This is a genomic window from Bizionia argentinensis JUB59 (assembly GCF_000224335.1).
Lineage (GTDB): Bacteria > Bacteroidota > Bacteroidia > Flavobacteriales > Flavobacteriaceae > Algorimicrobium > Algorimicrobium argentinense.
In genome coordinates this window covers 17,270-37,929 of record NZ_AFXZ01000036.1, presented here as the reverse complement: position 1 = coordinate 37,929, position 20,660 = coordinate 17,270, and the positions used below count along the sequence as shown (strand labels likewise).

The 20,660-nt window shown below is 31.9% G+C and carries 20 protein-coding genes; 5 read left to right on the top strand and 15 right to left on the bottom strand.

Annotated elements, in window-relative coordinates; all coding sequences use genetic code 11:
• Positions 1 to 18: 18 nt before the first annotated feature.
• Genes BZARG_RS10080 through BZARG_RS10065 form a run of 4 tightly spaced genes read right to left on the bottom strand, consistent with a single transcriptional unit; the run spans position 19 to position 3,292 of the window.
• On the bottom strand, positions 19 to 726 hold the full coding sequence (locus tag BZARG_RS10080) for an ABC transporter ATP-binding protein (RefSeq protein ID WP_008638037.1): 708 nt from the start codon (positions 724 to 726) through the stop codon (positions 19 to 21).
• A gap of 25 nt (positions 727 to 751) precedes the next feature.
• The gene (locus BZARG_RS10075) at positions 752 to 2,224 is read right to left on the bottom strand and encodes a DUF5687 family protein (RefSeq protein ID WP_008637963.1); all 1,473 of its coding nucleotides are present in this window, start codon (positions 2,222 to 2,224) and stop codon (positions 752 to 754) included.
• A 45-nt stretch (positions 2,225 to 2,269) separates the two neighbouring features.
• Entirely contained in the window at positions 2,270 to 2,953 is a 684-nt protein-coding gene (locus BZARG_RS10070) for a hypothetical protein (protein ID WP_008638067.1), read from the bottom strand.
• 3 nt (positions 2,954 to 2,956) lie between these two features.
• Positions 2,957 to 3,292, bottom strand: coding sequence for a PadR family transcriptional regulator (locus BZARG_RS10065; RefSeq protein ID WP_008637927.1), 336 nt, complete (start codon positions 3,290 to 3,292; stop codon positions 2,957 to 2,959).
• 110 nt (positions 3,293 to 3,402) lie between these two features.
• On the opposite strand from BZARG_RS10065, the gene BZARG_RS10060 reads away from it, so the two are divergent.
• Positions 3,403 to 4,461 carry a ferredoxin--NADP reductase gene (locus BZARG_RS10060; RefSeq protein ID WP_008638059.1) on the top strand — a complete coding sequence of 353 codons (1,059 nt, stop codon included), beginning with the start codon at positions 3,403 to 3,405 and terminating at the stop codon, positions 4,459 to 4,461.
• A gap of 263 nt (positions 4,462 to 4,724) precedes the next feature.
• On the opposite strand, the gene BZARG_RS10055 is transcribed toward BZARG_RS10060, so the two are convergent.
• Both BZARG_RS10055 and BZARG_RS10050 read right to left on the bottom strand, forming a co-directional pair.
• Positions 4,725 to 5,744 (bottom strand): glycosyltransferase family 9 protein, encoded by a 1,020-nt coding sequence (locus tag BZARG_RS10055; protein ID WP_237702590.1) that lies wholly within the window; start codon positions 5,742 to 5,744, stop codon positions 4,725 to 4,727.
• A gap of 69 nt (positions 5,745 to 5,813) precedes the next feature.
• Positions 5,814 to 6,422 (bottom strand): DUF4254 domain-containing protein, encoded by a 609-nt coding sequence (locus BZARG_RS10050; protein ID WP_008637983.1) that lies wholly within the window; start codon positions 6,420 to 6,422, stop codon positions 5,814 to 5,816.
• A 71-nt stretch (positions 6,423 to 6,493) separates the two neighbouring features.
• Between BZARG_RS10050 and upp the strand changes: the two genes are divergently transcribed.
• Positions 6,494 to 7,153, top strand: coding sequence for a uracil phosphoribosyltransferase (upp, locus tag BZARG_RS10045; protein ID WP_008638024.1), 660 nt, complete (start codon positions 6,494 to 6,496; stop codon positions 7,151 to 7,153).
• Here the strand turns inward: upp and BZARG_RS10040 are convergent.
• A complete protein-coding gene (locus tag BZARG_RS10040) occupies positions 7,142 to 8,068 on the bottom strand; it encodes a DUF6427 family protein (protein WP_008638054.1) in 927 nt (308 codons plus the stop codon). The two genes, upp and BZARG_RS10040, sit on opposite strands and share 12 nt — an antisense overlap.
• Before the next feature lie 164 nt (positions 8,069 to 8,232).
• Between BZARG_RS10040 and BZARG_RS10035 the strand changes: the two genes are divergently transcribed.
• Positions 8,233 to 8,460 carry a DUF6341 family protein gene (locus tag BZARG_RS10035; RefSeq protein ID WP_008637942.1) on the top strand — a complete coding sequence of 76 codons (228 nt, stop codon included), beginning with the start codon at positions 8,233 to 8,235 and terminating at the stop codon, positions 8,458 to 8,460.
• On the opposite strand, the gene purD is transcribed toward BZARG_RS10035, so the two are convergent.
• Positions 8,455 to 9,726 (bottom strand): phosphoribosylamine--glycine ligase, encoded by a 1,272-nt coding sequence (gene purD / locus BZARG_RS10030; protein WP_008638087.1) that lies wholly within the window; start codon positions 9,724 to 9,726, stop codon positions 8,455 to 8,457. The genes BZARG_RS10035 and purD overlap by 6 nt on opposite strands.
• A gap of 82 nt (positions 9,727 to 9,808) precedes the next feature.
• On the opposite strand from purD, the gene BZARG_RS10025 reads away from it, so the two are divergent.
• Together BZARG_RS10025 and BZARG_RS10020 are read left to right on the top strand one after the other, a co-directional pair.
• A complete protein-coding gene (locus BZARG_RS10025; protein WP_008638066.1) occupies positions 9,809 to 11,125 on the top strand; it encodes a phenylacetate--CoA ligase family protein in 1,317 nt (438 codons plus the stop codon).
• A gap of 34 nt (positions 11,126 to 11,159) precedes the next feature.
• On the top strand, positions 11,160 to 12,323 hold the full coding sequence (locus BZARG_RS10020; RefSeq protein ID WP_040288449.1) for a glycosyltransferase family 4 protein: 1,164 nt from the start codon (positions 11,160 to 11,162) through the stop codon (positions 12,321 to 12,323).
• Here the strand turns inward: BZARG_RS10020 and BZARG_RS10015 are convergent.
• The 7 genes from BZARG_RS10015 to BZARG_RS09985 form a co-directional block, all read right to left on the bottom strand.
• Complete coding sequence (locus BZARG_RS10015) at positions 12,320 to 13,672, bottom strand: exopolysaccharide biosynthesis polyprenyl glycosylphosphotransferase (RefSeq protein WP_008637908.1); 1,353 nt, start codon at positions 13,670 to 13,672, stop codon at positions 12,320 to 12,322. The genes BZARG_RS10020 and BZARG_RS10015 overlap by 4 nt on opposite strands.
• Positions 13,673 to 13,674: 2 nt before the next feature.
• Positions 13,675 to 14,661 (bottom strand): UDP-glucuronic acid decarboxylase family protein, encoded by a 987-nt coding sequence (locus BZARG_RS10010; RefSeq protein WP_008638051.1) that lies wholly within the window; start codon positions 14,659 to 14,661, stop codon positions 13,675 to 13,677.
• Positions 14,661 to 15,971, bottom strand: a complete 1,311-nt coding sequence (locus BZARG_RS10005) for a UDP-glucose dehydrogenase family protein (RefSeq protein WP_008637961.1) — start codon at positions 15,969 to 15,971, stop codon at positions 14,661 to 14,663. The genes BZARG_RS10010 and BZARG_RS10005 overlap by 1 nt, the downstream gene beginning before the upstream one ends.
• A 345-nt stretch (positions 15,972 to 16,316) precedes the next feature.
• Positions 16,317 to 17,549, bottom strand: a complete 1,233-nt coding sequence (locus tag BZARG_RS10000) for an oligosaccharide repeat unit polymerase (RefSeq protein ID WP_008638068.1) — start codon at positions 17,547 to 17,549, stop codon at positions 16,317 to 16,319.
• Positions 17,546 to 18,313: a glycosyltransferase gene (locus BZARG_RS09995; RefSeq protein ID WP_008638124.1), complete on the bottom strand. Its 768-nt coding sequence runs from the start codon at positions 18,311 to 18,313 to the stop codon at positions 17,546 to 17,548. Before BZARG_RS09995 ends, BZARG_RS10000 begins: the two co-directional genes overlap by 4 nt.
• Positions 18,310 to 19,371, bottom strand: coding sequence for a glycosyltransferase (locus BZARG_RS09990; protein ID WP_008638086.1), 1,062 nt, complete (start codon positions 19,369 to 19,371; stop codon positions 18,310 to 18,312). Before BZARG_RS09990 ends, BZARG_RS09995 begins: the two co-directional genes overlap by 4 nt.
• A gap of 6 nt (positions 19,372 to 19,377) precedes the next feature.
• A complete protein-coding gene (locus BZARG_RS09985) occupies positions 19,378 to 20,655 on the bottom strand; it encodes an O-antigen ligase family protein (RefSeq protein WP_008638062.1) in 1,278 nt (425 codons plus the stop codon).
• Positions 20,656 to 20,660: the final 5 nt, after the last annotated feature.

Genomic DNA, 20,660 nt, shown 5'->3' with positions numbered 1-20,660 from the left:
ATAAAAAATTACAGACTTTTAAACAATTGGCGTTCCTGTAAAATGCGCTTCTAATTCTTTTAAGGTGGCCGTACTAGTTTTTAAATCTTTTACCACTTCACCTTTTTCTAATACTACTATACGCTCACAAACATCGGTAACGTGCAATAAATCGTGACTAGAAATTAAAACCGTTACACCTTTTGTTTCAGCTAAATCTTTAATAATACCTTTTAAGCGAATTTGCGTTGTTGGATCTAAATTAGCAAATGGTTCATCTAAAATAATAACTTCAGGGTTTCCTATTAAAGCGGCTACAATACCTGCTTTCTTCTGATTTCCCTTACTTAAATCTCGTAAATATTTTTTCTGATTTAATATTTCGCCGTGGAAAAAATCTTCAAATTGTGAAATTAAACTGTCGACATCTGATTTATTCTGCCCGCGTAATTCACCAATAAAATAAAAATATTCTTCAGCAGTTAAATAGCCTATTAAGAAACTTTCATCAATAAAAGCAGATGTAAATGGCTTCCAGTCTTCACTTTCATGAACCAAAATATCATTGTTTTTAATATAACCGGTGGTTGGCTGAATTAAATCTAGCAACAAACTAAAATACGTTGTTTTTCCAGCGCCATTATTGCCGACTAAACCAAAGCTTTGACCTTTTGGAATATCTAATGATTCAATATTGAGAACCTGAACGCCGTTATATGCTTTTGAAAGATTGGAGGTAATTATCATGAGTAAATTTGTATTAATTGCTTAATTATTTCTTTTCGCCAAAAGCGGCAATTGTTTTGTATTTTCCTTTTTGGTACACATTTTCTATTTTTCTTAAGAAGAAATTTTTGAAAACAACACCTAAAACCCCACTTAAACCAAGCACGATTATACCTGTTTCAAAATTGACCAATTTATAGGGAATGTAAAATAAACCCATTGGTAGTAAAAATTTAGGTAAGCCGATAAGTAATTGTGTTGGGTTAAATCCGTTGGTATTTCCAAAGGCTTTGGCTTTAGTATTCAGCTCCACTGGCATTCTATTTAAGGCACCACCAAACAAGGTGATAAAGGAATTTAATCCAATATTAAACAAAGCACCGGCGGCAATCATTCCGAAAATTTTCCAGCCGAAATACAAATACGGAATGCTTAAAATAAACGAAATGCCAACAGCAACTACCATTAAATACCATTTTGACTCTAAATATTGGCGATATGGAATATTCTGACTCATCAACATTTTATAATACTCGCTATCCCAGGACGGCACTAATTGTCCGAAGGTCATTAAAAAACCACCTGTAATAAACATAGATGCAAAAGCAAGCATTGCCGGCATTTCTCTATAGGTGTCTTGCGTATAAAAAATCAGTCCATAAAACAAAAACACGAAGGACATCATTAGGGCTTGTTTTGGTCGGGCATTTCGCCAAATTAACTTAATATCATTCTTCAAAAATGGTGCAATGGCTCCAAATCTGTCAAACCATGATAAATCTGTTGCTTCCACCGATTTAATTTTTTTAGTAACAGCGTCGTCTAAATAAAAACCATTTTTTATGAATTTAAAGTTTAGGTTGTATAAAAACATAAGCGACAGCAATGGAATTAAAGCTAAATACGGCTGACTGTATAAAGTATTAAATGCTAAACCAATTGGTTCTGACGCCTTAAAAATCTCGAAATATTCTAATCCAATTAATGCTAATAGTAAAGTAGCGGCAATATAAAATACCGTATTACTTTTATTGATTAAAAAATTGAGAAAATTAATGGATAGTGTTATTAGTATAATAGAGAAAAACCAGCATACAACATTTAATACCGGGTACCCTTTAGCTAATAAAACGACACTGAAGGGTAAAAATACAAATAGCGATAGGAAGTTAAAAAATGATAATGTAGTTTTTCCTAATAAGTAATGAATAACGGTGTTTCGTTTTATAGGAATTACCATTAACGGTTTCACATTCATAACCGGTAATTGCTGCATGAAATAACGAATCAATATTTCGAATAAAAACCAGTATATAATATAGTTATTAATGAGTATAACCGGATCTACCTCGGGAATTTCTTTTTTAATAAGAAAAAACATACCTCCACCCAAAAGTAATGCAATACCTCCGAAATAAAGCGCTCCTAAAATAAGAAAGATCTTTACAACAAGTCCTTTCTGAAAATAAGAGGCCCTAAAAAACTGTTTCCATTCTAGGCTTAAAAATTGTTTTATCATTTTTTAGTTTTTGGTTGTCTATATGTATACCTAAAATATAAAATGTTACATGTTATATTCTGGATATATTTCTTGGAGGTGAAAAGTAGCATTTTTTGGTAAAATAATAGCCGTTATATAGGTGTAAATAATTAAAAGCGTAAAAATGAAAGCACTTATTAAAGGAATGTAACCATCAAATTTATCTACCAGATTTATAAATTGACCAGCTTGAGGCCCCATAAGTACTATTATGAACATTGCATTTTTAAAAATAATATCCTCTAAAAACCATAATTTCTCACTCTTTTTAAGTTTACTTTTTATCTCCTTACGCAAGGAAATAGTTCTAACCAACAATAATATACAGACTACAAAATAGCAACCTACAAACATATAACCACCTATCTGCAAAGAAAAAATGGCATACAGCAAAAAGAAAATTGCGAGTGTTCCAATAATTTGTGGTAGTCTAAACCAGTCTTTAGCATAATTCCACAACAGTTTCATGTAGGTTTTAGACATGGCTTTTTGGCGCTGCTCTACCACATCCATAAAGCCAAAAACACCGAATTTTTTAAATGATGTATCTCGCGCTTCTTCAAAAGTGATTTTTGAATTTTCTGCCATAATTACTTCAATATCATTTGCCAAATGATCTACTAATTCGGTTTGTAAATCGTAATATTCCACAAAATGTTTTTTAGTGAAGGCGTAAAGGTTATCGATATGTTCTTTGGTTAATGCCATAGATTAATAACTCAATTTAGGATTGATTAATGTTTGAAGTGTAGCAATGTAGCGTTCCAATTCATCCAATTTATTCACAGTTTCGGTAGTTCCTTTTTCCGTGAGTTTATAGTATTTACGCAAGCGGTTATCCACTTTAGCAACATCAACCTCCAATAACCCTTCGGCTTCCAGTTTATGAAGCGACGGATATAAAGCACCTTCGGTAATTTGTAATTCACCTTTAGTAAGCGCTTTTACTTTCTGCGTAATTTCGTAACCATACATTTTATCATGCTCACTTAAAAGCTTTAAAATGATCGTCGTTAAACTTCCTTTATATAAATTAGATTTTGCCATGCACATCAAATATATACATAAAGATCTTATGTATGCAAGTTTTTAAATAATTATGTGCAATTATATGTTTAAAATCAAAGGCTTCACTATTTTTGTAAAAAATTATTTTCATGTCACATTTTCATACACTTTCTATAAAAGAACTTATTAGGGAAACAGATAAATCGGTTACTATTAGTTTTAATGTCCCTGATGACTTAAAGTCGGTTTACGTTTTTCAAGCTGGCCAATATATTACGTTGAGAACTAAATTGAATGGTTACGAAATTCGTCGAGATTATTCTTTGTGTTCATCACCAAAAAGCGGTGAGCTAAAAGTAGCTGTCAAGGAAGTGACTGAAGGTACGTTTTCGTCTTATGCTAATAATGATTTAAAAGTCGGTGATGAATTGGAAGTAGCGCCACCAAAAGGGCGTTTTCTTTTTACGCCAAACGACAAGAAAACTAAAAATATTGCATTATTTGCCGCAGGTAGTGGTATTACCCCTGTTTTAAGTATCATAAAATGTGCTTTAGAAGAAGAAGTACATAGTCAAGTTATCCTTGTTTACGGTAACAAAACTACCAACGATACGATGTTCTTAAATGAGCTATTGGAATTACAAAAGACCTATAAGGAACGTTTCACGATACAATTTGTATTTAGTCAAGCTGATGAAGACGATTCTATTTTTGGTCGCATTGAAAAAAGCACCGTAAATTACGTGATGAAAAATAAGCATAAACATATTGATGTAGACGCTTATTATTTATGTGGTCCAGAAGAAATGATTCACGCGGTTAAAGATGTTTTAACCGAACATAACACACCAACAGATCGTATTCATTATGAATTATTTAAAGCGGCAAAACCTACGGTAGATACATCTGCAGGAATTGTAGCAGATGGGAAAACAATAATTACTGTCGTTTTGGACGACGAGGAAAAGACCTTTGAAATGTCTCAAAGTCAAACAGTCCTTGAAGCAGCTTTGGACGAAGATTTAGATGCGCCATACTCCTGTCAAGGTGGTGTGTGTAGCAGTTGTTTAGCGCGTATTACCGAAGGCGAAGCGGTTATGCGTAAAAACAGCGTTTTAACAGATGGTGAAATAGCTGATGGATTAATCTTAACGTGTCAAGCAAATCCAACGTCAGATACATTAACCGTTGACTTTGATGACATATAGTAGATTGTAGGTTTTAGGTTTTAGGTTTTAGGTTTTAGGAGAATAACTTCATTATTTAATAAAACGAAAGCTTTGCGACTTTGCGAAACAAATATTTTTGACACAGATTTCACCGATTTTCACGGATTTAATTGTGCAGTTATTACACAGGGTTTCGCGGAGAATTGCACAGAGATACGCAGAGAATATTTGATTCTTTCAAAATACACCTCAATAACAAACAACTAAACATCTTGACAACATCGCGAGAAGAAAAAAATTGATTAATTTAAGATGCTTTTTATTTTATCAACAACCGTTTCAACAGAAACACTTCCTGCCGCATCTTTATAGGCTTCCGGATATTTATTGCCGTAAATAGAAGTCGGAATTTTTGGGTATTTTATTCTATCGGCAACTAATGCATAATCTACTGGCTGATTAAAAGGAGCAAATCCAGCAAATGGATGTGTTACACCCCAAATAGTCACTACTTTTACGCCAAGCATAGCTGCTAAATGCGCATTTCCGGAATCCATAGAAAGCATAACATCTAAATTCGAAATAACATCTAGCTCCTCGCTAAATGATAGTTTTCCTGCTAGGTTAATAATTCCATCTGCCTCCGATTCGAAGTCATTTAAAATAATAATTTCATTTTTGCCGCCTCCGAATAATAAAACCTGATAGTCTTTTGATAATTTTTTGATTAATTGCTCCATCAATTCTAATGGATATTTTTTACCATCATGGGCCGCAAACGGCGCAATTCCTATGCGTTTTTTATTTAAAGTACCAATAATTCGAGAAATATTGGGATTTAAAGCAGCTGGCATGGGGAATTTAGGCGCGCTTAAATCTAAAGGGAAACCCAATGTTTTAAACACATCCGTATAACGCTGAATCGTACTTTTCAGTTGCTCAAATATCTCGCCTTTCACCAATTGCTTTTTAGGTTTTCTACCTTTATCAATAGATGACACTTTACGAGCACCAATTAAGGGCTTTAAGACTTTGGTTCGTAAAACATTATGTAAATCTGCAATCGCATCACAGTTTTCTTTTTGCAGCTCTCTAGATAATTTATACAAGCCAAAAAGGCCTTTATGTTCACCTTTTACATCAGCAGAAAAAACGTTTACGTTTTTTAAATCCCGAAATAAGGGCGCAAAAAAGGCGCGTGTTAAAACGGTGATTTTCACATTGGGATATTGCTGTGTAAATGCACGAAGCACGGGAACCGACATAGCCACATCTCCCATTGCGGAGAGTCTAATAACGAGTATATGTTTGGGTTTAGGCATTTATAACTGTTTGGATCTTCCGCCTGCGCTCGAGATGACAATCGTTTCTGAATAGAATTAAAATCCCGTTTATTTTTGAGAACGCAATACTGGATTCAGCTCGTCGTCATTATACATTTTCATTTGCTTATATACTTTCATATATTTATCACCTTTTTCAATATCTGCTAACAGCGTATCAATTGCAGTAGAAAGATCTACGCGTTGCTCTAGCAATACATTCAATTTAGTTTTACAAGCAGCTAAATGCGCATCTGTTGCATCTGTACGGGTTGCTTCTTCGTTCATATGAAAAACTTTAAGCGCTAAAATGGACAATCTATCCACGCCCCAAGCAGGACTTTCGGTGTTGATGGTCGCATTGGCTTTTGGTGAAGCATCTTTATATTTTTCAAGAAAATAGCTGTCAATATATTCCACCATATCCGTTCTATCCTGATTAGAAGCATCAATTTGACGTTTCAATTTTAAAGCCGCAACTGGATCAATTTGCGGATCACGAATAATATCTTCATAATGCCATTGTACCGTATCTATCCAGCTTTTTCTGTATAACAAATGCTCTAATAAATGCGAATCTTTATCGTAAGGATTACTAAAAGGTTGATCAACGTTATTAATTACGTGATACTTTTCTATAACGTCTTGAAATATTTTATTGGCTTTTTCTGAAAACATGATATAAAATTTTGAATCACAAATATAAACGTATTTATTAACTTTACAGTTCAAAACAAAACCAAAATAAGATGCATATCCATAATATCTCGCTTGAAAATTCCATTTTAAATTCCTTTATATCTGAAATGCGGGACGTAGAAATTCAAAAAGATCCTATGCGTTTTAGAAGAAATATTGAACGTACAGGTGAAATTTTAGGTTATGAATTAAGTAAGTCTTTAAATTATAAACCTATAGACATTCAAACGCCATTAGGTACTACTTCCGAATGTGTATCCACAGATGATATTGTCCTATGTTCCATTTTACGCGCTGGCGTACCACTTCATAACGGCTTACTAAACTATTTTGATAAAGCTGAAAACGCCTTTATTTCGGCCTATAGACATCATAAAAGTAAACCTGAAAGTTTTGAAATCATTGTAGAGTATTTGGCTTGCCCAAGTTTAGAAGGTAAAACACTTATTTTAGCCGATCCGATGTTGGCAACTGGTCAATCTATGGTAGCCACTTTTGAAGCCTTAAAACCATTTGGAACACCTAAAGCTGTGCATTTGGTTAGCGTTATTGGTGCGCAACAAGGTTTAGATCTAGTGTCTAAACATTTTGATGCTGATACTCATTTATGGATTGCCACTGTTGATGATAGCTTAACAGCCGAAGGTTACATTATGCCCGGATTAGGTGATGCTGGCGATTTAGCTTTTGGTCAAAAATTACAGAATTAAACTGCCAACAGTAATAAGAATTAAAATCCATATTAAGATTTCTCGAAACCATTTTTCGGAAATTAATTCAATATAATTAGTAACAATTAATGCCAACGGTGCAACTAAAAAAATAAATTCAGCACCTGTTTTTTCTGGCGCTATTATGATAATGATAATTGCAATAAAAGCTGTAAACAGGATCACAACATAAGAAGGCCTGTAGCTTTTAGATTTATTTTTTAAGTTTTGAAGATAATAGAATAGAGCCCAAATAAAATACGAAAAATAAATAGTTGCAGCAATGATAATTTGCCGGACATTTAGCGCACTAAAGTCGAAACTTCTACCAGTTTCAAAACTGTCAAGATAATCTGAAATATCAATTTTAAAAATAATTAAAACAGAACTGGTAAGAATCGCCACTAAAATGACACCTAAAAAAGGGATAAGCCAGTTTTTTACATCGCTAATAGCATTTAATAATAAGGCTGCGAACAGCACGGTAAAAAACAAAATACTCCAAAAGTAAAGTAAGGTTGCTAAACTAATCCATATTGTAGCATCCAATATTTTCTTCTTTTGATCTTTTTGAGAACGCAAACTAACAATACGCCGCAAAGCTAATAGGATAAACAGATTAGCAAATACTAACTTGGTATCTAGAAATGTTTGATACATTAATACCATAAACAAACCATAAAACAACAGGTTATAGCTGTTTTTCTTTGTTAGTCGGTTTTTGCTTGTAAAGAAATCAAATATAAAAAGTGATAAGACACAAACACCAAACAAGACCATTTGTTTCAGAACGAATACCACATTAATTTCAGGGTAATTGCTCACTGATTTTGCAAGTATAAAGCCAACAAATAGCAGTAGTGTAATTGCTACAAAATGCATTGGTGTTGCTTTCTTAAAAAACTTTGAAATCATATAGTTAGGCAATAATTACTGCTATCCGTTTTAGTTGATTTGTGTAAATTACTAATATTCTCTTCGAAATATTCATATTTATATTGAAAAAGATGTAATTTTGTAAGCATACATAATTAATAGGAATTTCCGTGCTCTGTAAGGAGCCTTAAAAATTTAATATCATGACTGATTTCTTTTACGCAATTGCAGATTTTTTTGTAAATGTTTTATTAGTTCCCTTTGATGCATTAGCAGCATTAGAGCTTGAAAGCTGGTTTGCTGCAAATGCAATAAATGGGTTATTAATGCTTGTTGGTATTGTAGCCTTTGTTTATTGGATGCTACAACTTAAAAAATTCAATGATAACAACGAAGAAGACAAAAGCGTTACTTCTCACAGTTATTTATAAATCGAAACCAATATCTTTTCTATAATTCATCTTATCAAAATGTAGCTTGTCTATATTTTGATAAGATTTTTTTAGTGCTTCACTGTAGGTATTTCCATAACTTGTTATAGCCATAACACGTCCACCAGAAGTTACAATCTTATCATCTTTTATAATTGAACCGGCATGAAATGCTAATACGCCTTCTAGGTTATTTAAACCTGTAATTTCCTTTCCTTTCTCATAGGCTTCCGGATAACCACCAGAAACCAACATAATTGTTGTTGCCGCGCGTTCATCAATCTTAATATCTATAGTATCTAAAGTTTGATTCGCTATAGCTTGGAAAATTTCCACTAAATCGTTTTTCAAACGTGGCAAAACTACTTCTGTTTCAGGGTCGCCCATTCTTACATTGTATTCTATAACTTTAGGCTCATCGCCCACCTTTATAATACCAATAAACACAAAACCTTTATAGGGTAAGTTATCTTTTTGGAGCCCGTTAATGGTTGGTTTTACAACCTGTTCTTCAATTTTATTCAAAAATTCAGGTGTTGCAAAAGGCACTGGAGAAACAGCTCCCATTCCACCCGTATTTAATCCGGTATCACCTTCGCCAATACGTTTGTAATCTTTGGCTGTTGGTAAAATTTTATAGTTTTTACCGTCCGTTAACACAAAACAACTTAATTCAATACCGTCTAAAAACTCTTCAATAACCACTTTGGTGCTCGCTTCTCCAAATTTAGCATCTACTAACATGCTTTTAAGTTCGGCTTTGGCTTCTTCTAGATCATTTAAAATCAACACACCTTTACCAGCAGCTAAACCATCCGCTTTTAATACGTAAGGCGGTTTTAAGGTTTCAAGAAATTTATAACCAGCTTCTACGGTATCGGCACCAAAACTTTCATAAGCTGCGGTTGGAATGTTATGACGCATCATAAACTCTTTGGCAAACTCTTTACTACCTTCCAATTCTGCTGCTGCTTTTTCAGGACCAATTACAGAAACGTGCTGAATAGATTCATCATTTAAAAAGAAATCATGAATACCTTGAACAAGTGGATCCTCGGGCCCAACAACAACCATATCAATTTGCTTATCTAAAACCAAATTTTTTATAGCTTGAAAGTCGGTTACACTTATTGCTACGTTTTTCGCAATATCAGCTGTTCCAGAATTTCCTGGTGCTACATAAAGTGAATTACACAAAGGACTTTGTTTCAATTTCCAAGCAAAAGTATGTTCTCTTCCGCCAGACCCTAATATTAAAATATTCATGTTGTTGTTGTTTGCTGCAAAAATAATTGCTTTTAACCTTAAAAAACAATTATTTTACAAAAACATCTAACAGCAACTACATTTGAATTTATTTGACCTTTCATTACAGCTTAGCGGTTTCCCCATTAAAAAAGCTGAAAAGGTTTTGAATGGTATTCAGAAACTGTCGGAAATTGATTTTGAAAGCTATGTTGAAAAGAAAAAAAAGGACATTGTAGATTACCATCTTTCAAACAATACGTTCTACAAGAGCTTTTTTAAAGAAGCCGACCTTTCAGACTGGGATTCCATTCCGGTTATGACAAAAGGAGATTTTCAGATACCTTTAAAACAACGTTTATCCGGCGCTTATAATCTTAAAAACGTATATATCAATAAAACCTCTGGATCGTCTGGAAACCCGTTTACGTTTGCCAAAGATTACGATTGCCATGCGTTAACTTGGGCTATTATAAAAAATAGGTTTGGTTGGAATAATTTGGACTTTAACAGTTCCAAACAAGCACGTTTTTATGGCATTCCATTAGATAAAAAAGGGTACTACAAAGAGCGTTTTAAGGATGTGTTAAGCAGGCGGTATCGGTTTTCTATTTTTGATTTAAGCAATGCAGCTTTTGAAAACTATCTAAAAAAGTTCAAATCCACTAAATTCGATTATTTAAATGGTTACACCAGTACCATGGTGCAATTTGCAAAGTTTTTGGATCGTCAGAATATTATTTTAAAACAAATCTGTCCAACTCTAAAAGTATGTATTGTTACATCGGAAATGCTTTTTGATGATGATAAATTACTCATCGAAAAAAAATTCGGAATACCAGTAATTAACGAATATGGCGCTTCAGAGTTAGATTTAATAGCCTTTCAAAATCCCGAAAATGAATGGCAAGTTAACAGTGAAACCTTGTATGTTGAAATATTAGATTCTAATAACCGTGTCTTGCCTTTAGGTGAGGAAGGACGCATAGTTATAACATCACTTTACAACCAAGCACATCCATTTATACGCTACGATATTGGCGATATTGGTATACTTTCCAAAACGAGCACGATTAAAAAACCCATTCTTAAAAAATTGATGGGAAGAACTAGCGATATTGCCATATTACCAAGCGGAAAACAAGCAGCAGGATTAACATTTTACTATATTACTAAAAGTATTATTGAGGATGATGGTCAGGTAAAAGAATTTATTATTCAACAATTAAAACTAGATACATTTAAGGTTATTTATGTCAGTACAGAAAATCTATCCAAATTGAAAACTGAACAAGTTACCAAAGAAATGACGCGATATTTAGAACCTAATTTAACCATTTTGTTCGAACGACGAGATCGTTTGGAGCGTTCAAAGAGTGGGAAACTGAAGCAGTTTTCGTCATATATAGAACGAAATTAATTTTTTATAATTCCTTTAAAATCTATTCATTTTAGTGAAAGATATCCTAATAATAACGAGTTACTTCCCGCCTGAAACTGGCGCAGCTTCCAATAGGATGTTTCATTTAGCGACAGGTTTAGAAAAACAGAAATATAAGGTATCTGTTATTACGCCTTTGCCAAATTATCCAAAAGGACAAGTTTTTGAAAGCTATAGGGGAAAATTTAAACAAACTACTACAGAAAATAATATCACCATTCACCGTTTGTGGCTTTATGCGAGTAATTCTAAAAATAAGATACTCCGCTTATTGGCCATGCTATCCTATAGCTTTAGTCTGATTTGCTTTTTTATATTTAACAAGACTCCCAATAAAGTTATCGTTCAATCGCCCCCTTTATTAGTTGCTTTTACTTGCATGTTATTTTTACGACGGAAGAAAAGAAGGCTGATATTAAATGTTAGCGATTTATGGCCAATTGCTGGTTTGGAACTAGGTGCTTTCAAAAGAAACTTCAATTATAAACTATTAGAAAAAATTGAACGCTTTAACTATCATAAAGCTGATTTAATTTTAGGACAGAGTAAAGAGATTCTGGCTCATATAAAAACGATGTTTCCAGAAAAAGAAATGTTTCTTTATAGGAATTTTCCTGATTTTGAATTGCCTACATTAAGTAAACAACAAGAATCCAATCCAAAAATCACTATAGTTTATGCTGGTTTATTAGGTATGGCACAAGGCATTTATAAATTATGTAAAGCTTTGGATTACTCCAATATAACATTTCATATTTATGGCGGTGGTGCCGAGAAGGAAAAAATTATTAATTTTATTGCCGACAACCCAAATTTACCTATTACCTATTACGGTGAAGTACCTCGAGAAGAATTGCACAAATTACTTTTAAACTATGATATAACCATTATTCCGCTACTAAATAGGATTTACGGATCTGTACCCTCAAAGATATTTGAATATGCTAGATTAGGGCTTCCTATGCTTTATTTTGGCGGTGGTGAAGGGGAAACTATTATAGAAAAGCACCAATTAGGTTGGGTTGCGCATGTAGGCGATTATAAAAACTTAAACCTGACTATCCAATCCATACGAAAAGAAGATTTTACTTTGAAAAAGCGATTAGAAATTCAGCAAATAGGCAAACGGTATTTCGATTTTAATTCACAATTAAACCTTTTAACAAAACTATTCTAGTAGGCTTTTTCTTCACCTTCAACAGCATTTGAAAATGTTTTGAAAATAATCTTTAAATCTAGCAGTAAGGACCAGTTTTCTATATAGAAAATATCGTATTTAACACGCCCTATAATATCCTTATCCGTTTCTACTTCCCCGCGATAGCCACTAATTTGAGCCAGTCCAGTAATGCCTGGTTTTACAAAATGGCGCACCATAAATTTATCAACTTTTATAGCATACAAGTTAGTATGCACCACCATGTGTGGTCTTGGTCCCACTACCGACATGCTACCAAACAGCACATTAAAAAACTGTGGCAGCTCATCTATACTGGTCTTTCTAATAAATTTTCCGACTTTCGTAACTCGTAGGTCCTGTTTAGTAGCCTGATGTAAATTGGCATCTTTATTAACCATCATGGAGCGGAACTTATAACAATCGAACTCTATGTAGTTAAAACCGTTTCGAGATTGCTTAAAAAATACGGGGCCTTTCGACTCCAATTTAATTAAAATTGCAATAATTGGTGTTAACCATGATAGCACAAATACAATAACAAAAGAAGAAAACACAATATCAAATAATCTCTTTACATATTTATTTAAAGACTCTTGAAGCGGAATAGAGCGCAAGGATAAAATTGGAATATAATCGTAATACTCGTATTTAAGTTTTTTAGAGAAAATATCTTTATTATCTGGAATAAATTTTAGTTCTCTTAAGTTATTATCGGCAAAACTAATGAGTTCATTAATTTGATGATTAGAAAGTTCTGCAACAGAAAAGTATATCTCGTCAACTTCATTATCAATAATATAAGTAAAACAGGACTCCAAACAAAAATCGCTTTTTCGGACATTAAATACCTTCATGAAACTGTATCCAAAATCTAATCTGGTTTTAAAAATTTTTATCAATTGTCGGGTTCTTTCATTTTGACCAATTACAATAACGTTTCTTATATTACCTTTAAAAACCGCTCTGTATCTTCTTAATAAAAGAAAAGTAAAAATTTTAACCACAGAAATAAGTACAAAGACTGTTCCCAAGTAATTTGCTAACCCCAATCGGCTAATGTTTGGCTGTTTAAAAACGCCTATATAGGTGTATAAAACTATAGCAAAAAAAAACATTTGCCTCACCAAAAGTGGTATAATATGGGTTATTTTGGCATGTCTTTCCACCTCATAAAAATGATTTTTAAAGCAGATTATTACCCAAAACACAGATAAATATCCTGCAAACAAATAAATATTTGATACGTTTAAAGCAAATAAAAAAGTACTAGCAATAACTATTGTTAAGTCTATAAAACCAAATAAAGGCTTCATTAAGCTAGAATACCTACCGCGTTTATAATCCATAATTATTTATTAGTATAGCTAGAAAAATCTTTATGTTCGCTTTTATTTAATTCTTCAGGAGATAATTGTTTAAAATAATTAAAGGTAGTTTCCATTCCTTCCGCTCTATCCACTTTAGGCGTCCAATTTAAAAGCTTTTTTGCTAATGTAATATCTGGTTGCCTTTGCAGAGGATCATCTGTTGGAAGTTCTTTATATATAATTTTCTGATCCGTTCCGGTTAGCTTTATAATTTCTTCAGCAAAATCCTTAATCGTAATCTCATGCGGATTACCAATATTTACAGGATATGAATAGTCACTAAACAATAAATTATAGATTCCTTCTACTTGATCATCCACATAGCAAAAAGAACGGGTTTGCATGCCATCGCCAAAGACGGTTAAATCCTCACCTCGAAGCGCCTGTCCCATAAAAGCAGGAATTACGCGACCGTCATTTAAACGCATTCTTGGTCCATATGTATTGAATATACGAACGATTCTAGTTTCTAAACCATGAAATCGGTGATATGCCATAGTTATGGATTCTTGAAAACGCTTGGCTTCATCATAAACACCACGGGGTCCAATGGTATTAACATTACCATAATAATCTTCCGTTTGTGGATGTACAAGCGGATCGCCATAGACTTCAGATGTGGACGCTATTAATATTCTGGCATTTTTTGCTTTAGCTAAACCCAACAAATTATGTGTTCCCAACGAACCCACTTTTAATGTTTGAATCGGAATTTTTAAGTAATCGATAGGACTTGCTGGTGAAGCGAAATGTAAGATATAATCTAAATCGCCTTCAATTTCAATAAACTCGGTAACATCGTGCTCTATAAATTTAAAATTCGGCTCATCTAGTAAATGTTTGATGTTTTTTGAATCGCCTGTGATGTAATTATCCATGCCAAATACAAAAAATCCTTCTTTTATAAAACGATCGCTTAAATGAGACCCAAGAAAACCTGCGGCTCCTGTAATTAATACTTTTTTCATTAACCTATTGTCTTTCTGCCTATTGAGCTGTAATAAAAACCTTCGTTTTTGATGTCTTCTACGTCATATAAATTTCTGCCATCAAAAATAACAGGCGCATTCATAAGTGATTTCAGTTTATTAAAATCTGGTGTTCGAAAGATACTCCATTCGGTGCAAATAATCAAAGCATCGGCGTTTTCAATTGCCGAATACATGTCTGTCGCAAAGCTAATTTGATCTCCAAATTTACGTTCTACGTTTTCCATAGCCTCTGGATCGAACGCTGTTACAGAAGCGCCACTTTTTAGCAAATCCTCAATAATATATAAGGCTGGTGCTTCGCGGATATCGTCTGTTTCCGGTTTGAAAGCCAAACCCCAAATCGCAATTTTTTTATCTTTTAATTCACCTTTAAAAAAAGCGTCAATACGCGGTAAAAGTATGCGTTTCTGCCTGTCATTAACAGTAATTACGGCATTTAAAATATCAAAATCGTAATTATTATCTTTTCCTGATTTATGTAATGCTTTCACATCCTTCGGAAAACAAGAACCACCATAACCAATCCCAGGAAATAAAAAGCGTTTTCCAATTCTTGAATCCGTTCCCATACCTATACGAACTTTATCAACGTCTGCTCCCACTTTTTCGCAGAAGTTAGCAATTTCATTCATAAAAGTAATCTTGGTCGCTAGAAAAGAATTGGCGGCGTATTTAGTCAGTTCTGCCGATTTCTCATCCATAATAATAATCGGGTTTCCAGAGCGCACAAAAGGCCTATAAAGTCGCTCCATGAGTTCGGTAGCTTTATCCGAACTCGAACCAATAACAATGCGTTCTGGTTTTAAGAAATCTTCAACAGCAAAACCTTCACGTAAAAATTCAGGGTTAGAAACCACGTCAAACTCAACAGTCGTTTCTTTAGAAATCGCTTGAGTCACGCGGTCAGCCGTGCCGACTGGAACAGTACTTTTATCGACTATTACTTTGTATTCGGTAAGTAACTTGCCAATATCCGTCGCAGCCCCCAGAACATAAGATAAATCGGCAGAGCCATCTTCATCTTCCGGTGTTGGTAAAGCTAAAAATATAATATCGCCGTGTTTTAAACCTTCCTCCAAAGAGGTGGAAAACTTTAACCGACCTGCAGTTATGTTTCTTTCAAAAAGAACGTCTAATTGTGGTTCGTAAATAGGGACCACGCCGTCTTGCAGTTTTTTAACTTTGCTTTCGTCAATGTCAATACACAAGACATCGTTACCTGTCTCGGCCAGACATGTTCCGGTAACTAAACCTACGTAGCCTGTTCCTATTACTGATATGTTCATTTAGAATTATTTAATAGAAACAAAAATAGGGAAGTAAGATGAAAAAAAGCAAGTTTAACACACTAAAATGCAGGATACTTTGTTGTCTCTGCTCTTATGACGTGTCAAGAGTATTAAAAACATGAGAATAGTCTGCAAAGGAATATAATCCAATTCTCTGCAAAAACCTCCTTAATCAACATTTCATTTAATAGACTCAAATACAGCCACATACCTTGTATTTAAATTGATTTTATTTATTTTGAATTAATAAATAGCTCCACTTTAGTGAAGAGTGAATTTCTAAACCATGATATAGGTTGCGTAATAAAACTTAAGCTTATTACTCTTTTCACACAACTTATTTCATACAACAAATTTGTAACTTTGATTTGAATAATACCCAATCAAAATAAAAAACAAAAGATTAACATATGGGTCATAGATAAAAGCGCTAGAAAAAAAGGAAATAATTACTAAAACAAAAAAAAAGAAATAGAAAAAAGTACCTTGAATTTTAAAATCAATTAAAGCTTTGTATAACTTATAATATACTATCAGCCCTATCATACCAAAAAATAAATATAAATCAAAAAAATCCATCCCTGTAATGAAAATATAGTTCTGAAAAGACGGTCCTCCAAAAATAAAATTTACAAAAGACCAACTGCTTATTATAAATTCATTAATTATATTAAAAAAAAGTTCATTTCTAAAAGAAGTTAAGCTTGAAAAAAAACCGTTTTCGTAATATATTTTCTGAAAAACATAAAAAAATTCATTGAAGATCTCGATAAGTTTCTTTTTAAAATAGAAACCAATTAAGCTTGTTAACACTAAAATTTTGTATGTGTTCCATTTTCTATATCCTTGTTGAAAAAAAAAATAATGGAACGATAATAAAATTAAAAACAAATAAATTCTTTTTGTACCAATTAAAGTAGAGACGGTGACGAAAAAAATAAACTTAATAATATTTATTTTCGTTTTACCATTAATTATTAAACTATAATAGAACAAAATAAACATTATAAAATAAAAACTTGTTTGACCACTTCTACTGAAGATCCCCATATACCCAACTCTTTCTATTCCATAAGTTTGAAGTACACTAACATCAAAACAAAAACCAATTAAAATAGAGATGGCATTTATCAGAAACACAATCTCAAAAATAAAAATTATTTTTTTCAAATAATCAATATTATATTTCAAGCTTGAAAACAACAAAATTATAATTGGGAAATATAAATATTTTGTTAAGTATTCTATATTCAAGAATAAATTTAAAGGCTGCTGGATAGTATCGTTTAAACAAACCTGACCAATTATAAAAGTAATAATAAGTATAAATATCCATTTAAGTACTTTAACCGCATTCTTATCTTTTAAATAGATTTTAAAATTAAAAATAAAGAAAACTAAAAATATGCATAGAACAATAACCTTTGAAAGGGTGGAATACCTTATAAATTCCCATTCAAAATAAAGTGAAATCTTCCTAACAACATCTCCTAAAAAAAACAATACTATAGCACTCACAAACAATTTAAAAAGAGATCCTTGAAAAATCACATTTGATTTCAAACTATTAATCATAGCCCCCTTCTAAAATATTTAATATTCCATTTGAAAATGAATTTGAAAATGCTTGTAATATTCCAAATATTGTATTTGCTCAAGATATTATTGCTACTTTTCTCATTTAGATTATGATAAACATATGTAGAATCTTCTCCGATTACCTTCATATTCTTCTGATGAGCTTCAAAACATATATCAATATCTTCACAGTATAATCTATATCTTTCATCTAATAAGACTCCTTCTTTTTTTAAAAGATTAGAACTAATTAACATACATGCACCAAGGCACCAATCTATTTCTGGTCCTTTCATTTGTATTTCATTAATTGATTTTAATATCCCAAATCTCTTTTTCACCACAGTAAAGAAATTAGGAAATGTTTTCCAAGTAATTTGAAGCCTTCCATCTGGATATTTTAATATTGGAGTAATAACTCCTATGTTCGAATCGAGTTTCATTCTATTGTAAAGTACATCTACGAAGTTGACATCGAAAAAAGTGTCTGGGTTCAATAGTAGATAATACTTAGCTTTAATATCGAAATGCCTTATTAAATCATTATTATTCTTTGAAAACCCTTCCAGTTCATTTTTAATCAATAAATTATCTTTAAAAGGGCTATTTTTCAGCTTTTCTAAAGTTCCATCCGTTGACAATGCATCACAAATAAAAGTATTAAATAAATTAAACTTTATTAGTGAATCAATTAGTTTATCAATATATTCTACGTGATTATGTGTTACTATTAAAATAGCAATATCATTATTATTTGTCATTTTACGATTACGGTCTTAATTTGATTTATAAAGTTGCCAAAAGAATATTTTGTTAAATAGAGGTTTCTACACGTATGTCTTAACTCTTCTCTCAAGATAACATTTTGCTTATATTCTTGTAAAACGGTTATTATTTCACTAACATCTTCACTTATATGGTAGCCACATTTAGCGCTTACAATAGCATCAGAAACAACTTGATTGGTTGTTATTATAGGTAAGCCACTCATTAAGGCCTCAATATAAACTAAAGGTGATACTTCATAATTTTTATTACTTAAAAAAAGCAACAAGTCGCTCTTTGCAAAAATTTTAAATTTTTCTTTTTCATCAGAAATAGGACCGAAATAGTGTATAAAATCGTATTCTAATTTTAAACGATTAAAAATTGATTCATTAGACTTATCTAAAATACCTCCATAAATATTAAATTTACAATTTAAGTCACTTCGTCCTACTAACTTAATTATCTCTTCCAATCGATAAATCCCTTTCTCTTTGGATAGATTTGAAAAGAAAAGCAGATTTATTTCATCCTCTTTTTGACTAAAATCCATTTTATTTCCTTGAAAAAAGTCGGGTAAAGCATTATTAATCAAAAATAAATTTGAATGTTTATTTTTCAAATTATTATATTGTGATTTATTTATAACTATTATCTTAATTTTTTTTAGAAGAAGCTTAATTAGTGCATTGAATTTTTTTTCTAAACCATTTGCATGAACATGAACAGTGACATTACCTCCTTTTAGTTTTGATATTAAAATCATTATAAAGTCACGATAAAAAGCAAATCCTTTTGGCGTAAAATTTAGAAAAACTAAATCACCTTCCCTTATATTAGTTAACCTCATGAATAGGCCTAAAGTATCAATAAGTTTTTTGAACTTAAACTTTCCGAAATTATTGAAGCCTTCCGCCTGTGCAATGTCTATAGAGAGTATTTCAAATTCATCATCTTTAATAAATTCGTTAAGAATATAAGATGAAATTACTTGCACACCGTTATTAGGTCCACTTAAAGGGAAGCAAAAATAAATTTTATTCTTTATATTCATAAATTACTACGATAATGATATCACTGATTTACAATATGGACGTTCTGAATTGCTCAATATTAAAGCCAAAAAAAAAGTAAAAAAAACAATTCCCTTATTTAATTCTAAAATAGTTTCGGTTAAACTAATTCCAGAAATTATTATTACAAAATATAAACCTAAAGTACTTTGTTGTTTATAAGAGGATATTGCAATAATAATTAAAAGAAAAGGAAATATCAAACCTAAAATTAACCCGAACTTCAATACTTCTTCAAAATACTGATTATGAGCATTAAACACTTTACCCCTATTATTCATTAAAAAAAGTAATGGTCCTATTTCATTCTTAATATAATTCCCATTTAAACGCCCTTGAACCTCCTTTGTTGAACCATATCCAACTAATGGATGCTCCCTTATTAATTCTATACTGCTCTCCCAAATTAGAAGGCGTATACCTCTACCTCCCCAAACTTCGTTAACATTTGGTTTCCATGTTTTACTTATGTTGTAGTTGCTATTAAAATTTATCACTTCTTTTAATCTTTCTTTCAAAGGGGAGACAAAATTAAATAACAAGAAAATAACAATTATAAATCCCGATAAATATAAAAAACTCCGTTTCAATTCTAATTTTCTACTTCTCAAAACTGAAACAACCCAGAAAGTTATAAACAACAATAAAATTCCCCAAACTATTCTTACTGAAAGTAATATTATAAATATAACTGTTAATATTGAGAAGAATATGATAGTCCTTCTAACAATTTGTTTTTTAGTACTTTCATAATATAAAACTGGATAAGCAAGTGAAAACAATAGATACATACTTAAATAAGTGGCATGCAATCCAATATTCAATGATAGACCATGGTTTGTAATAAACTGCAAACTACCTGTGCTTAAATATCGAGAAAGTCCGATACAAATCGCTAGTGAAGTGAACAAAATTCCAGATAAAAAAAATAAGGCTAAGATTCTTCTTACATCTTCTTTTTTAACATCCATAACCAAAATAGAAAAAGTTAGAATTATAAAAGATAGTTTCTTCTCTAAATCATTGAGCACCCCATCAGAAGATATATCATAAAAAAAACCTATAAAAATTAAAAAAAACATACTAAAAAAGACAATCACAGACTTCTTATTTAAAGTTTTTTTGAGGTTGATTTTTCTAAAATTTAAAAGTATATATAGTGTTAATAGTATTGTCAATACATTTGTAAAAATCATTGGTAAATACAATGCTATAGCAAATAAATACAGCAATATTTTACCGTTATAAATATTATGTAAACTCATATATT

Bases quoted from the DNA above. Each gene is read 5' to 3' on its own strand.
- BZARG_RS10075 (WP_008637963.1), bottom strand. From the start codon at position 2,224: ATGATAAAACAATTTTTAAGCCTAGAATGGAAACAGTTTTTTAGGGCC.
- BZARG_RS10015 (WP_008637908.1), bottom strand. From the start codon at position 13,672: ATGGATTATAAACGCGGTAGGTATTCTAGCTTAATGAAGCCTTTATTT.
- BZARG_RS10055 (WP_237702590.1), bottom strand. From the start codon at position 5,744: ATGCCTAAACCCAAACATATACTCGTTATTAGACTCTCCGCAATGGGA.
- BZARG_RS09995 (WP_008638124.1), bottom strand. From the start codon at position 18,313: ATGACAAATAATAATGATATTGCTATTTTAATAGTAACACATAATCAC.
- BZARG_RS10070 (WP_008638067.1), bottom strand. From the start codon at position 2,953: ATGGCATTAACCAAAGAACATATCGATAACCTTTACGCCTTCACTAAA.
- BZARG_RS10080 (WP_008638037.1), bottom strand. From the start codon at position 726: ATGATAATTACCTCCAATCTTTCAAAAGCATATAACGGCGTTCAGGTT.
- purD (WP_008638087.1), bottom strand. From the start codon at position 9,726: ATGAATATTTTAATATTAGGGTCTGGCGGAAGAGAACATACTTTTGCT.
- BZARG_RS10010 (WP_008638051.1), bottom strand. From the start codon at position 14,661: ATGAAAAAAGTATTAATTACAGGAGCCGCAGGTTTTCTTGGGTCTCAT.
- BZARG_RS10000 (WP_008638068.1), bottom strand. From the start codon at position 17,549: ATGATTAATAGTTTGAAATCAAATGTGATTTTTCAAGGATCTCTTTTT.
- BZARG_RS10040 (WP_008638054.1), bottom strand. From the start codon at position 8,068: ATGATTTCAAAGTTTTTTAAGAAAGCAACACCAATGCATTTTGTAGCA.
- BZARG_RS10050 (WP_008637983.1), bottom strand. From the start codon at position 6,422: ATGTTTTCAGAAAAAGCCAATAAAATATTTCAAGACGTTATAGAAAAG.
- BZARG_RS09985 (WP_008638062.1), bottom strand. From the start codon at position 20,655: ATGAGTTTACATAATATTTATAACGGTAAAATATTGCTGTATTTATTT.
- BZARG_RS09990 (WP_008638086.1), bottom strand. From the start codon at position 19,371: ATGAATATAAAGAATAAAATTTATTTTTGCTTCCCTTTAAGTGGACCT.
- BZARG_RS10060 (WP_008638059.1), top strand. From the start codon at position 3,403: ATGTCACATTTTCATACACTTTCTATAAAAGAACTTATTAGGGAAACA.
- BZARG_RS10005 (WP_008637961.1), bottom strand. From the start codon at position 15,971: ATGAACATATCAGTAATAGGAACAGGCTACGTAGGTTTAGTTACCGGA.
- BZARG_RS10035 (WP_008637942.1), top strand. From the start codon at position 8,233: ATGACTGATTTCTTTTACGCAATTGCAGATTTTTTTGTAAATGTTTTA.
- upp (WP_008638024.1), top strand. From the start codon at position 6,494: ATGCATATCCATAATATCTCGCTTGAAAATTCCATTTTAAATTCCTTT.
- BZARG_RS10065 (WP_008637927.1), bottom strand. From the start codon at position 3,292: ATGGCAAAATCTAATTTATATAAAGGAAGTTTAACGACGATCATTTTA.